The 12,920-nt window shown below is 65.2% G+C and carries 12 protein-coding genes and 1 pseudogene; 9 read left to right on the top strand and 4 right to left on the bottom strand.

Translation table 11 applies throughout. The features are described from left to right. Positions 1-239: 239 nt before the first annotated feature. Together HOP03_09895 and HOP03_09890 are read left to right on the top strand one after the other, a co-directional pair. On the top strand, positions 240-905 hold the full coding sequence (locus HOP03_09895; GenBank protein NOT88483.1) for a hypothetical protein: 666 nt from the start codon (positions 240-242) through the stop codon (positions 903-905). A 133-nt stretch (positions 906-1,038) separates the two neighbouring features. Further along, complete coding sequence (locus HOP03_09890) at positions 1,039-2,571, top strand: histidine kinase (GenBank protein ID NOT88482.1); 1,533 nt, start codon at positions 1,039-1,041, stop codon at positions 2,569-2,571. 56 nt (positions 2,572-2,627) lie between these two features. Here the strand turns inward: HOP03_09890 and HOP03_09885 are convergent. Together HOP03_09885 and HOP03_09880 are read right to left on the bottom strand one after the other, a co-directional pair. Beyond that, positions 2,628-3,020 (bottom strand): annotated as a pseudogene (locus tag HOP03_09885) (hypothetical protein). Between the two features lie 363 nt (positions 3,021-3,383). After that, entirely contained in the window at positions 3,384-5,009 is a 1,626-nt protein-coding gene (locus tag HOP03_09880) for a hypothetical protein (GenBank protein ID NOT88481.1), read from the bottom strand. Between the two features lie 127 nt (positions 5,010-5,136). Between HOP03_09880 and prmA the strand changes: the two genes are divergently transcribed. From prmA to purD, 7 genes are read left to right on the top strand one after another with little or no spacing between them, the layout of a single operon-like run. Then, positions 5,137-6,090: a 50S ribosomal protein L11 methyltransferase gene (gene prmA / locus HOP03_09875; GenBank protein ID NOT88480.1), complete on the top strand. Its 954-nt coding sequence runs from the start codon at positions 5,137-5,139 to the stop codon at positions 6,088-6,090. Between the two features lie 12 nt (positions 6,091-6,102). Continuing rightward, positions 6,103-7,038 (top strand): DUF3426 domain-containing protein, encoded by a 936-nt coding sequence (locus HOP03_09870; GenBank protein ID NOT88479.1) that lies wholly within the window; start codon positions 6,103-6,105, stop codon positions 7,036-7,038. Between the two features lie 58 nt (positions 7,039-7,096). Further along, on the top strand, positions 7,097-7,561 hold the full coding sequence (gene fis, locus HOP03_09865) for a DNA-binding transcriptional regulator Fis (GenBank protein ID NOT88478.1): 465 nt from the start codon (positions 7,097-7,099) through the stop codon (positions 7,559-7,561). Between the two features lie 58 nt (positions 7,562-7,619). Further along, a complete protein-coding gene (gene purH, locus HOP03_09860) occupies positions 7,620-9,206 on the top strand; it encodes a bifunctional phosphoribosylaminoimidazolecarboxamide formyltransferase/IMP cyclohydrolase (GenBank protein NOT88477.1) in 1,587 nt (528 codons plus the stop codon). A gap of 13 nt (positions 9,207-9,219) precedes the next feature. Beyond that, the gene (locus HOP03_09855) at positions 9,220-9,732 is read left to right on the top strand and encodes a GNAT family N-acetyltransferase (GenBank protein NOT88476.1); all 513 of its coding nucleotides are present in this window, start codon (positions 9,220-9,222) and stop codon (positions 9,730-9,732) included. A gap of 29 nt (positions 9,733-9,761) precedes the next feature. After that, positions 9,762-10,571, top strand: coding sequence for a hypothetical protein (locus HOP03_09850; GenBank protein NOT88475.1), 810 nt, complete (start codon positions 9,762-9,764; stop codon positions 10,569-10,571). Positions 10,572-10,613: 42 nt separating this feature from the next. Next, entirely contained in the window at positions 10,614-11,900 is a 1,287-nt protein-coding gene (gene purD / locus HOP03_09845) for a phosphoribosylamine--glycine ligase (protein NOT88474.1), read from the top strand. A 13-nt stretch (positions 11,901-11,913) separates the two neighbouring features. Here the strand turns inward: purD and HOP03_09840 are convergent, their stop codons facing one another. Further along, on the bottom strand, positions 11,914-12,318 hold the full coding sequence (locus HOP03_09840; GenBank protein ID NOT88473.1) for a transcriptional regulator: 405 nt from the start codon (positions 12,316-12,318) through the stop codon (positions 11,914-11,916). A gap of 104 nt (positions 12,319-12,422) precedes the next feature. Next, entirely contained in the window at positions 12,423-12,818 is a 396-nt protein-coding gene (locus tag HOP03_09835; GenBank protein NOT88472.1) for a helix-turn-helix domain-containing protein, read from the bottom strand. Positions 12,819-12,920: the final 102 nt, after the last annotated feature.

The raw sequence follows: 12,920 nt of genomic DNA, 5'->3' as shown, positions 1-12,920 counted from the left end.
ATGCGCGGTGAACCCCTTGGCATCGGGTCAGCGATCGCTCCGACGACCCGGGCCTCCCGGCAAGCCACCTTGGCTGCCGCCGATCTCCCCCACCCTTGCTGCGAAATCGCCTAGCTGACAAATGGCGGCTTGAGCTGCAATACGGCGCGACCAGAAAGATAGCATTGCTATTTTTCATGTCAATATCTAAAGTTGCACCCGAAGCACTCGAAATCCTGAATTCCGTTAGGATGACCGCTATGGACAGATACTCACGCGCCTTCGCGGAAGCGATGGACAGCACGGGCACCCGGAATATCACCGTGGCCGCGCATGCCAGGGTGGGAAGCAACAATGTGTCGCAATGGCGGACGGGCCGGCGACCGATTCCCGCCGAGCGAGCCGTCGCCATCGCCGCCCTGCTGGGCGTCGCGCCTGAGCGCATCAGCGAAGGCTACGAGCGCTTGCTGCATGCCGGGTACACGCCGCCGCACAAGACGCCGTCCCTCGGCGCTCGCACGGGCGCCTCGCCCGTGGACCATGTCACGATCGAACGGCTCCTCGAATTCGGGCATTCCGAGGGACCGGCGCGCATCCTGTTGCCGGATTTCCTGGCCAGGCGGAAGATCGGCCTGACCGCGATCGAGGAAGTGCGCTGGACGTTCCAGCCTTCCCACGCAATGGAGCCCGAAATCGAACGACACGCGCTGGTGCTGGTGGATATCACCGCCACGCAGCATGACCAGGTCATCGATGGCGGCACCTATGCCTACTCCCTCTGGGGCCGCCCCGATGTCCGCCGGCTCCTGATACGCCGCGATCACTGGCTGGTCCTCGGCTACGGGAAGGACGCCGAGTACACGGAAGTACAAACCTCAGAGCTGCCCAACCTCAAAATTTTCGGTGCTGTCCTCGGCGCGTTGTAGACTTGGCGGACGCGCCCCGGACACCGCCGGATTTGACGAATCCGTTCTTTTATGCGAATAGCGTCTAAGGAAAGCGCACATATCTGAGCGCCATCGGGTTCGTCCGGGCACCAAAGGACTTAGGGGGAAAGCAATGGAAGATGCCAAGTGGAGCGATACAGCCAAAGGCCTCGTGCTCAGCGCGGCTTATTGCGCTTCGTTCCTGGGGGCGTGGTGCCTCTCGTTCGATCAGTGGTACCTGCCTGCCGGCCTCCGCGCGGCTTCGCTGCTGTTCGTTCCCTACCGGTACTGGCCCTACCTGTTCGCGGGCGATGCGGCGGCGCTGCTGGTCATCCGGGTGCCGAAAGCGGACCAGTACAGCGCATTCTGGGTCTATCTCAGCCCGTTCCTGCTGATGCCCCTGGTGGCGTCGCTGGCCCTGGTGCTGCGCAACAAACTCAAGACCCATCGCGACAAGGCACGCTGGCTTCCGCTGGTCGGGCTGTCGATCGCCCTGTGGTCGTCCCTCCTGAACATGGCGCTGGGCTACTTTTTGTACGGCCCACGGTCTTCGGTGACCTTCGCGAATTTCTACAAGCTCTCCGTCGGCGACTATCTCGGGATCCTGATGGTGATCCTGCCTGTCCTGCTCTTCATGGGCAGGAACAGCGGGCAGATCATGCCCAGGCATGCGGTACGCGACGCCCTCATCGCCGGCGCGGCGATCTTCGCCCTCTACTGCGTCGCCGCCATCCCGATGCTGGAAGCCGCGTTCCACCAGGGCCTGCTGATGCTGATGATCCTGCCGGTCGTCGGGCTGACGTTCCGGCACGGCTGGCGAGGTGCGGCTGTCGGCATCCTGGCCGTGAATATCGTCACGGCCATGAAAATCCCTTACATGAACGCGCCCGGCACCCACGACGCCGAAATCTTCGTCACCCAGCAGGCACTGGCGATCGCGGCGACGGGATTGTTGATGCTCGGCACGGTGATTTCGGATCTCTTCGACAAGGCCCGCACCGCGGGTGTTGCCGAAAAAGAGGCGCTGCTGCTCGCGCAGAACAGTTTCCTGTCGAGCGAGAGCAAGCTGCGCGACCAGGTGATCTACATGGCGCAAATGCAGCTGCGCCTCGACGACTACCGCGACGACCTGGTGTCGTGGCTGAAGCAGCATCGACATTTCGAGGCCGCGATGGATCTGAACAGCTCCGGCGTGGCCCATGCCCGGTTGTTCGACCAGCAGGCACTGGCGCTGTATCCGATGCGGATCGAAGCGCAGGGGCTGTACGCCGTGCTCAACGCCGAAGCCTTCACCGATTTCTGGGCGAACGAAACCGCCGTGCGCTATCAGCTGCGCGGCCAGCCCAAACGCCTGACCGTGGACCTGCAACTGGCCGCCTATCGCTGCGTGTGCAACGCATTCGCGCTGTTGTCAGAATGCGACCCGGAGCAATACACCGTGAAAACAAGGGTTTGGCGATACCACGGCAAGCGCGGGATCGCCTTGTTCGTGATCGCGAAGCCGACGGTCGATCTGGATCTACAGCACAGTCAGGCCGGTCTGCTGGCCGCCATGGAACTGGAAGGCCGGGTCAAAGCGCATGGCGGCGCCGTGAGGCGCCGCCATCTCAATCGCATCAGCATGTTGTTATCCGAGCCCGTGGATGCGGAGTCGACGCTTCACTGACCGGAACCGGCTTGCCGGATGATCCAGCGATCCTGGTTGCCGCTGCGGTAGAACACGACTTCGACTTCGCCCGACCGATAGATCAGTCGGCTGTTCGTCGGCGCCGGGACATCTCCCGAGATCGACACGCGATCGACGTCGATGCCGATCGGCAGCACCCAGAACGTGCCATCGATCCTGCCGACCGCCGCTCTCACGCGTCCCAGAATGTCGTTCACCTGGACGTACCGGATACCGTCACGCGAGAACTCGTACACCTGCCACGCCGGGTCGGGCGCCACATCGGGGGTCGGCGGGAACGATTCGCCCAGCCCATTCCCGCCCAATGTGGGCGAACCATGGATATCGGCTGGGCAACCGCACGCAGCACTCGCGAACGGGCTCGCGATCAACGCGCAGAGCAGGACGGCGACGGACAGAAAACGCTGATAAGACGAATACTTCAACATGGGTTTCTCCTTGATATATTCCGCAACAATGGCATTAGCAACGCTGCACGCGTCTGTGCAGCGGGGCTAACGATTCGACGCCCGTCCAGGAATCCCCCCGGGCAGTTCGACGGTATCATCATCATCGGGCGCATCAATCGATGCCCATGTGCGACGGGATCGCGGGCGAAGACCCGCCCCGGAACCGGATCGGGCTCGATGGCATGCCCGGATACGCCTCTTCGGCATTCAGAAAGTCATGGGGGCGAGCCGCCGACGCTGGTAGCCGACCCCTCCCCGATGGCACGCTGCGAGCTGCGCATCGCCGGATCCGTCCGGCATGCAGCCACGCGAAAACAGCGCTGGAACCGTTTTCTGGACAGCTCAGCGGCGGCCTGCGGGCCCCACGATCCCGCGTGTCCCGCGGTGATCGGCGGCTGGCGTCGCGGCTGAAGCAGGCTTTGCGGTGCCCGGCGCCGACACGTGTTGCCCGGGCAGGCTCTTGCGCGGGCCGGGACGCACGGTGACGACGAACCCCTCGGCAGTCTGCGAGTCCACCGTGACGCGAAACGCGTAGTCGGACGACACCCACGTTTCACCGACCTTGAACATGCTGCCTTCGTTGTTGGCGCGGTTGGCCGGCGGCGTATCGGCATCCATGCTCCAGGACGGCTCTTTCCGGGAGGTCTGCACTTCATGGACGATCACCGCATCGCCGGCCAGGCGATTCTCGTAATTGCCGCCGCGCTTGCGCACTTCGAGGGTGTAGTAACGGTTGGCCTGATCGGGATAGTTGAGGATCAGCATCTGTCGATTCGCCGAACCGGCCAGGCTGGCGCGATCGATCGTGATCGAACGCGCCGGCGCACCGGCGGTCACGGTGAGTTTGCGCGCATCGACAACCCAGCCCAGGCGATTGCGCGAGTAGATGTTGATATGTTTCGGCAGCGTGCCGTAGGTCGCGTTGGGCACGCCGTTGTTCCAACTGTCGCTCATCACATCCCACGTATTGTCGTAGGGGTCGGAATCGTTGTCGGAGTTGTTGGCGTGCGGCAGGCCGTAGGCATGACCCATTTCGTGCGACAGCGGCGCGAGGTTGCCGAACGACCACGGCGGATTCCACGTGGTACTCCAGCATTTGTTGATGCCATCGAGCGTCGCACAGCGGCTGCCGCCCCAGGCGTAGCCGTCGAGGTCGCCGTTGAACATCATGTTGACGCCCTGCACACCGCCGTTGATCGCGAAGTCGACAGCGGCGTCGTGCGCAGCGGTGCAGTCCTGGAACAGCTTGCTGAGGTCCGCGGTGGTCTTGCCGTTGGCATCGGTGGTGACGTAATCGCCGCGCGGCAGCGGCAGCGTGGCCCAACCGTAGGCATCGCTGCCGGCAAGATTGATCTTGCCGTAGGACACTTCCTGCCAATAGTGATCCAACTGGCCGATGGCGCCACCGTACTGCGACTGGAAAAAAGCCAGTGTCTTCTGCTCGGTGACGATATCGTTGAACTTGCACATCAGCGTCACCCAACTGGTGACACCGGCGACCGCCTCGGCGCTCTGCGCGACGGAACGGGCGCGACCGGACATGGCTGCCGGCGCAAGATCGTCGATCGGCACGATGGCATCGATGCGCCGGGCGCCGACCCGTGATGCACGAGGCTGAGAACCTCGCACACCGCTCGACTTCGCCGCAACCGGCACGGTCGAGACCGCGATGCGACGGCCGTAGAGCGCATACAGATCCTCGGCGGCTTGCAGCGCCTGCGCGGTGTCGAGCGCACGACGCACGCCGGCATCGTCGACCAGGGTCGCGCGGAACTGACCACCGGGCCCATCGCTGGCCTTGGCCTGCGCGTCGGGGTCGCCCCACTCCAGCTCCAATCGGCCGATAATGAGCTGCGGTGCTTCAGCGGCCGACTTGGCGGAGGACGCGTCCATGCGGCGGGCGGCATCGACCTGCATGCCGCAGGTCAGTGCGAACACAGTCAACAAGCACGTGCGAACAATGCGCATGGACGGCTCCGGACTTTGGATCGATGGAATCGTAGCACCGCCGTCTCTGTCGGGTCCGGACCGATGCCCGCTTCCGGTGTCCGGTAAGCTGTCCCTGTCCGCCGTTCGTCGACTGCCCCCTGCCGCCATGCCCTATCTCGAACTCTCCCTTCGTTGCCGCGAATCCGAACAGCCACGCTACGAGCACGCGCTGGAGGATGTCGGGGCGCTCGCGGTGACCCTGCTCGACGCGGATGCCGAGACGCCGAATGAGCGCGCGATCCTGGAACCCGGCGTCGGCGAGATGCCGATCTGGGGCGAAGTGGCGCTGTCGGCGCTGTTCGATGCCGATGCCGACCCGCTGCTGCTGCTCGCCGCGCTGGACGCGTTCGACCCCGGACTGGACTGGTCGCAAGCCGGTTTCCGCAAAGTCGAGGACCAGGACTGGGAGCGGGCATGGATGGACCAGTACGTGCCGCTGCATTTCGGCGCACGCACCTGGATCGTGCCGTGGAACCACGAACTGCCGGAGGGCGCCGACGGCGCAGACGCTGCGGTGATCCGGCTCGATCCCGGCCTGGCCTTCGGCTCGGGCACGCACCCGACCACTTCTTTGTGCCTGCAATGGCTGGACGACCTCGCCGCGCGCGGCGAACTGCAGGGTCGCACCGTGCTCGATTTCGGCTGCGGCAGCGGCATTCTTGCGCTGGCCGCATTGAAGCTCGGCGCCAGCCGCGCCATCGGCGTCGACAACGATCCGCAAGCGATTCTCGCCACCCACGACAACGCCGAACGCAATGGTGTCGGCGCGCGGATCTCGGTGCATCTGCCTGGCGACGAACCGCCCGCCGTCCATCCGATCGTCGTCGCCAACATCCTGGCATCGGCGCTCGATGCACTGGCCGGCACGCTCGCCGCGCGCGTGGCCCCGGGTGGCCGCATCGCGCTGTCGGGCATCCTGGTCGGACAGGAGGACGCATTGTTGACACGCTACGGTGCGTGGTTCGACGCTCTGAACGTCACCCGCGAAGGCGACTGGGTGCGTATCGATGGCCGCCGCATCGATGGCAGCCGCATCGACGACGGCGCACGCGCTCCGTGATCGAATAACGCCATGTTCATCAACTGCCCCTATTGCCGCACGCTGGTCGCAACCGATCCGGTCACCGACCTGCCGCCCACGCATTGCCCGCAGTGCATGAGCCTGTTGCGCCGCGATGCCACCGTCGAAGACGACGACACGGCACCGTTGCCGATCGATCTTGGTGACCTGTTGGAATCGCGCGCCGACGACGCGGCCGAAGAAAAAGCAACCGTGCGCGACGCGTTTCGCGAAGCGGCGGATCCCGATGCTCCCGACGATATCGCGAACGGGATCGAAGCGGAAACGCCCCCCAGCGAAGACGCGTTCGATGATGCCCTCGACAGAGAAGAAGAACGCGGCGCCGAAGTCGTCGCACCGGCTGTCGCCGAACCGGCGGCTGGCGCAGCGGTGCCTGTCGCCGCTGCTGCGGTCGCACCGGGGAATCGCAGGTCGCGCAACGCGCCGAGTTTCGTGCGCGGCGCCGGCGGCACGCCGGCAAGCCCGCGCGAACGCTGGCTGCCCGCAATCGCGGCGATGCTCGCACTGCTGCTTGGGCTGCAATGGTTGCTCGCAGATCGCGCGCGTTTGGCCGCCGATCCGCAGTGGCGCCCGGTCTTGAATGCGGTGTGCAAGGCGCTGCGCTGCGAGCTGCCGCCGTGGCGCGAACCCGCCGCTTTCACGCTGCTGCAGCGCGATGTGCGCCAGCATCCGGATATTCCCGGCGCACTGCGCGTATCGGCGACGTTCCGCAACGATGCGCGATGGTCGCAACCTTGGCCGTCACTGCGGTTGACCTTGTCCGATGTCAACGGCCGGCCCGCCGGCGAACGCAGTTTCCGCGCCGAAGAGTATCTCGGCGGTCCACCCAGCCAGCCGGAACTCGCAAGTGGCGAAAGCGCGACCGTCGCGATGGACATCCTCGAACCGGCCGCGCGCATCGTTGCTTACGATTTCAGTTTCCGCTGAACAGGCACGTGTCGCACGGCCGGCGGAAACGCGAAAGCGGCGCATGTCCGGCCATGACATGCGCGGAACATCGCCACGACACAGGTCTCGTTGCCATTCATCGGGAAACACACCCTCGAACCCGCGATTTTCCACGATTCGTCGTGGCAGCCGGCGACAACGCACGCTAGACTCATTCCCCCTCGTCGTCCCTGCGGCGGGACGCGGCCAGGGATGGGGCCGATGCGAAGACGCGCCACCTGAGAGACCGTGCTTGAACGCCGAACGCCACGAACCCGCCATCCGCTCTGTTGCGCGCACACCGCTGCGCGATCATGTCGCGAATTCCGTACGCCGCTACATCGGCGACCTGAACGGTTCCGACACATCCAATCTGTACGAGATCGCGCTGCGCGAATTCGAGATTCCGCTGTTCGCCGAAGTGCTGGAGCATTGCGACGGCAACCAGAGTCGCGCTGCGGCGATGCTCGGGATTCATCGCGCCACCCTGCGCAAGAAACTGAAGGACTACGGGCTCGGCTGAGTCCCGACCCGGTGGCGCGGACCGCTTATAATCGCGCTTTCCCGCCTTGCCTCCGCTCATGACCTCTCACCACCTGCCCGGCGCCCCGGTCACGATCCGTCGCGCGCTGTTGTCCGTGTCCGACAAGACCGGCCTGCTCGACCTCGCCCGCGCCCTCGCCGCCCGCAACGTCGAACTGCTGTCCACCGGCGGCACCGCCAAGGCCATTCGCGAAGCAGGCCTGCCGGTGCGGGATGTCAGCGAGTTCACCGGCTTCCCGGAAATGATGGACGGCCGCGTGAAGACGCTGCATCCGCTGGTCCACGGCGGGCTGCTCGGCCGCGCCGGCATCGACGACGTGGTGATGGCCGAACACGGCATCGGCGCGATCGACCTGCTGGTGCTGAACCTGTACCCGTTCGAAGCGGTCGCCGCGAACCCGGACAGCACCATGGACGAGATCATCGAGAACATCGACATCGGCGGCCCGGCGATGCTGAGATCCGCCGCGAAAAACTTCGCGCGCGTCGCGGTCGCCACCGACCCGGCGCAATACGCCGGCATCCTCGAAGAGCTCAACGCCAATCTGGGTTCGCTTTCGGCGAAGACCCGTTTCGCGCTGTCGGTCGCCGCGTTCAACCGCGTGGCGCAGTACGACGCGTTCATCAGCAACTATCTGTCGTCGATCCAGAACGATGGCAGCCTTGCGCTGTTCCCGGCGCAGAACAACAGCAACTTCGTCAAAGTGATGGATCTGCGCTACGGCGAAAACCCGCACCAGCAGGGCGCGTTCTACCGCGATCTCTGGCCGGTGCCGGGCACGCTCGCCACATTCACCCAACTGCAGGGCAAGGCGCTGAGCTACAACAATCTGGGCGACGCCGACGCCGCGTGGGAATGCGTACGCCAGTTCGAAGCGCCGGCCTGCGTCATCGTCAAGCACGCCAATCCTTGCGGCGTCGCCGAAAGCACGGACTGCGCGCAGGCCTACGAGCTGGCGTACGCCACCGACCCGACTTCCGCGTTCGGCGGCATCATCGCGTTCAACGTCAAACTCGACGGCGCGACCGCGAAAACCATCCTCGACCGCCAGTTCGTCGAAGTGCTGATCGCACCCGACTACGACGACGACGCGCTGGCCTATGCGAAGAAGAAAGCCAACGTGCGCATGCTGCGCATCCCGCACGGCGACGGCCGCAACAACATCGACGTGAAGCGCGTCGGCTCCGGCCTGCTGATGCAGACCGCCGACATCCGCGAGGTCTCCGTCGACGAACTGAAAACAGTGACCCGGCTTGCGCCCACCGCCGAACAGCTCGGCGACCTGCTGTTCGCCTGGCGCGTGGCGAAATACGTGAAGTCCAATGCGATCGTGTATGCGAAGGACCGGCACACCATTGGCGTCGGCGCCGGCCAGATGAGCCGGGTGTACTCGGCGCGGATCGCCGGCATCAAAGCGGGCGATGCCGGCCTCGTGGTCCCCGGCTCGGTGATGGCCAGCGATGCGTTCTTTCCGTTCCGCGACGGTATCGACGCCGCCGCAGACGCCGGCATCGAAGCCGTGATCCAGCCCGGCGGCTCGATGCGCGACGCTGAAGTGATCGCCGCCGCCGACGAACACGGCATCGCGATGGTGTTCACGGGCGTGCGGCATTTCCGGCACTGATCGACGAACACGCATGACCCGGATCCTCATTCGAGACGCGAAGGAACCCGACTTCGATCGCATCGTCGAACTCAACGCTGCAGCCGTGCGCGAAACCAGCGCGATGGATCTCGATCGGCTGCAGCGGTTGCACACGCTCGCGTTCCAGCACCGTGTCGCGCTGGCCGATGGCCGGCTCGTCGGATTCCTGCTCTCGATGCGCGATGGCGCCGAATACGCCAACGACAACTTCGGCTGGTTCGCCGGCCGTTATCCGCATTTCGTGTATATCGACCGGATCGTGGTCGACGGCGCCTTCGCGGGACAGGGCATCGGACGTCTTCTCTACGAGGACCTGTTCTCGCGGTCGCGGGCGGAGGGCATCGGTATCGTCGCCTGCGAATACAACCTCGATCCGCCCAATCCCGCCTCGAACGCATTCCACCTCCGCTTCGGATTCGTGGAAGTCGGCAGGCAACGCGTGGCCGACGGGACCAAACTGGTCTCTCTGCAGGTCGCGCAATTGCCCGGATCCGTCGCACCATGACACTCACCACAACCCACAGGAACCATGGCATGCATCCGCGCTCCGTTGTGTTCTCGCTCGCCTACGGCACGATCCTTCTCGCAACGCCCGCGTTCGCACTGACGACGCAGGCGCCCGGCCATGTGTCGGACGCAGAGGTCCTGCGCCTGCTGCGCGAGGTCTATCGCGAAAAAGCGACGCTGCAGGGCGATTGGCCGGCGGCTGCCATCGCCAACGACAGCGAAGAGATCGCGCCGACATCGCGCAAAGTCTGCGCCGACAGCGGCGCGGGCAGCACCGGTCCCCGGCGCGTGGCGGTGTGCACCTCGTTCGCGGACGGCGGTCATGCCCAATCCGGTGAAGTCGATCTCTTCCTGATGCTCGATCCGCGCGGCGCGCAGACGCAGGCGCGCATCGGCGCAAGCGAGCGCGGCATCGAATCCGGCGGCTGGGGCACGCCCGGGGAGGTGCGCTTCTTCGAGATCGGTCCCGGCCGCGCCGCGTTCGTGCTGACCTCGGGATACGCCAACATGGGCTGGGCGACCGAAAACGTCTCGCTGCACCATGCGGAAAGCGATCGCTTCGTGAAAATGCTCACCGTGTCGACGCACCTGAGCAACACCGGCGCGTGCGATCCAGCCGAAGACCGCACATGCCGCAAGCAATCGATCTCGCTCGATTGCACGCTGCGCACCGACAAGCACCGCTACCACCACGGTTTCTACGATCTCGTCGTGAAGGTGACCGGCGAACGCGGCGGCAAGAAAGTCGCGCGCAGCATTCCGATCCCGTTCGCCAACGGCGTCTATCGCGCCCCTGCCGAAGCGCTGCGTCGCGACGGCTGCGACGAAGGTTTCTGATCCGACCCTCAACGCACTGCCCTCCTCACGAGCGATCTGCCCATGAAACTCCTGGTCATCGGCGCCGGCGGCCGTGAACACGCCCTCGCCTGGAAACTCGCGCAATCCGGGCGCGTCGGCGAAGTGCTGGTCGCGCCGGGCAACGCCGGCACGGCGACGGAGGCGAAGTGCCGCAATGTCGATGTGAAGGCCACCGATATCGACGGCCTTGTCGCGCTGGTGCGCGCGGAAGGTGTCGCCGTCACCGTGGTCGGCCCCGAAGGACCGCTGGTCGCGGGTGTCGTCGATCGTTTCCGCAGCGAAGGCCTGCGCATCTTCGGCCCCACCGCCGCCGCCGCGCAGCTCGAAGGCAGCAAGGCATTCGCGAAGGATTTCCTCGATCGCCACGGCATCCCGACTGCGTACTACGCCGTGCATACCGAAGTCGATGCGGCACTCGAATACGTCCGCAGCAAAGGCGCGCCGATCGTGGTCAAGGCCGATGGCCTGGCCGCCGGCAAGGGCGTGATCGTGGCGATGACGCTTCCGGAAGCCGAAGACGCAGTGCGCGACATGCTTTCGGGCAACGCGTTCGGCAGTGCCGGTTCGCGGGTGGTCATCGAGGAATTCCTCGACGGCGAGGAGGCGAGTTTCATCTCGATGGTGGACGGCGTCACCGCGCTGCCGATGGCCACATCGCAGGACCACAAGCGCGTGGGCGACGGCGACACCGGGCCGAACACCGGTGGCATGGGCGCGTATTCGCCCGCGCCGGTGGTGACGCCCGAGGTGCATGCACGCGTCATGCGCGAAGTCGTCGAACCGACCGTGCGCGGCATGGCCGCCGATGGCGTGCCGTTCACCGGTTTTCTCTATGCAGGGCTGATGATCGACGCGGCCGGCATGCCGAAAGTGATCGAATTCAACGTGCGCTTCGGCGATCCGGAAACGCAGCCGGTGATGCTGAGATTGGACTCGGATCTGCTGGATCTGGTCGAAGCGGCCATCGACGAGCGGCTGCACGCGGTCGAAGCGCGCTGGAACCCGCAGCCGTCGTTGGGCGTCGTCATGGCAGCGGCGCACTATCCCGATACGCCGAAGACCGGCGATGTCATCCGGGGACTATCCGTGCCGCAGGCTGCGGGCACCAAGGTCTTCCACGCCGGCACGCGGCTCGACGATGATCGCAACGTCGTCACCAGCGGCGGTCGCGTGCTCTGCGTCTGCGCGCTGGGCGCCACGGTGGCGGATGCGCAGCGCGGGGCCTATGCGGCGATGGAAAACATTTCCTGGCCCGGCGAATTCCATCGCCACGACATCGGTTGGCGCGCGATAGCGCGCGAGGCCTGAGCCGCGCCCGGAATCAACGTCCGCGTTTCGCCGGCTTTGCGGGTGCCTGATATTTCGACAACTCCTCGATCAGGCTGCGCACCAGCTTGCGTTGCGATGCAGACAGCTTGAGGAAGGTTTCGATCGCGAGCTGGTCGTGGGGATTCATCCGCCACTCGCCGCGACTCTCCCGCACCCGCTTGTCGTCGCCGTACTGCAATTGTTGCGGCTCGATCGACAGCATCTTCGCCAAGGCGCGAAGATTGGCCTGACGGGGCATGGCACGGCCATTGAGCCAGCCGGGAATGGCCTGCTGCGATACCGGCTCGCCACCGAAACGGGCGAGCAGTTTGACGAGTTCGGCCGGACTCTCGCTCGTGCCGGCTTGGCGCAATGCGGCGCGGAGGCGCTCGCTGAAAGCATCTTGTTCGGTCTTCATGCGCCGACGTTAGGTCGGCACCGGCCGCGATGTGAAAGACGTGATTGTCGATCACGCTCAGTTTATGTTGTGATGCAACATCCGCTCCAACAGCCCCCCACCCGCTAGCCCTTTTTCCCCGGCCCGCCGGACTTCACGAATTCATCGATCACATGCCGCAACAGCTTGCGCTGGGCGGGCGGCAACTGCAGGAAAGCCTCGATCGCCAGCTGGTCGCGCGGATCGAGCCGCCATTCGCCGCGATGCTCGCGCACCCGCTTGTCGTCGCCGTACTGGAGCTGCTGTGGTTCGACCGACAGCATCTTCGCCAGCGCTCGCAGGTTGGCCTGCCTTGGCATGGCGCGACCCTTCAACCAACCGGAAACGGCTTGCTGGGAGACGGGCTCCCCGCCGAAGCGCGCGAGCAGGCGGACGAGTTCGACGGGACTCTCAACGAGCCCCGCCCGTCGCAGGGCTTCGCGCAGCCGTTCGCTGAACGCGACTTGTTCATTGTTCATCACCTGACGTTAGGCCGGTGCACGCCGGCGTTGGAAAGTTGTGATTTGTACAGTATCAAACTTTTTGTTAGCGTGCACCTCGACAACGACAGGGAAAGCGGCCAT

The sequence above is a fragment of the Lysobacter sp. genome, assembly GCA_013141175.1.
Taxonomy (GTDB): domain Bacteria; phylum Pseudomonadota; class Gammaproteobacteria; order Xanthomonadales; family Xanthomonadaceae; genus Lysobacter_I.
The sequence above is the reverse complement of the archived record's forward strand: the minus strand, read 5'-3'. Positions and strand labels throughout refer to the sequence as shown.

What these genes read in the sequence shown, in the direction of transcription:
- HOP03_09840 (NOT88473.1), bottom strand. Translation starts at nt 12,318, where the DNA reads ATGAAGACCGAACAAGATGCTTTCAGCGAGCGCCTCCGCGCCGCATTG.
- prmA (NOT88480.1), top strand. Translation starts at nt 5,137, where the DNA reads ATGCCCTATCTCGAACTCTCCCTTCGTTGCCGCGAATCCGAACAGCCA.
- fis (NOT88478.1), top strand. Translation starts at nt 7,097, where the DNA reads ATGCGCGGAACATCGCCACGACACAGGTCTCGTTGCCATTCATCGGGA.
- HOP03_09880 (NOT88481.1), bottom strand. Translation starts at nt 5,009, where the DNA reads ATGCGCATTGTTCGCACGTGCTTGTTGACTGTGTTCGCACTGACCTGC.
- purD (NOT88474.1), top strand. Translation starts at nt 10,614, where the DNA reads ATGAAACTCCTGGTCATCGGCGCCGGCGGCCGTGAACACGCCCTCGCC.
- HOP03_09870 (NOT88479.1), top strand. Translation starts at nt 6,103, where the DNA reads ATGTTCATCAACTGCCCCTATTGCCGCACGCTGGTCGCAACCGATCCG.
- HOP03_09895 (NOT88483.1), top strand. Translation starts at nt 240, where the DNA reads ATGGACAGATACTCACGCGCCTTCGCGGAAGCGATGGACAGCACGGGC.
- HOP03_09855 (NOT88476.1), top strand. Translation starts at nt 9,220, where the DNA reads ATGACCCGGATCCTCATTCGAGACGCGAAGGAACCCGACTTCGATCGC.
- HOP03_09850 (NOT88475.1), top strand. Translation starts at nt 9,762, where the DNA reads ATGCATCCGCGCTCCGTTGTGTTCTCGCTCGCCTACGGCACGATCCTT.
- HOP03_09890 (NOT88482.1), top strand. Translation starts at nt 1,039, where the DNA reads ATGGAAGATGCCAAGTGGAGCGATACAGCCAAAGGCCTCGTGCTCAGC.
- purH (NOT88477.1), top strand. Translation starts at nt 7,620, where the DNA reads ATGACCTCTCACCACCTGCCCGGCGCCCCGGTCACGATCCGTCGCGCG.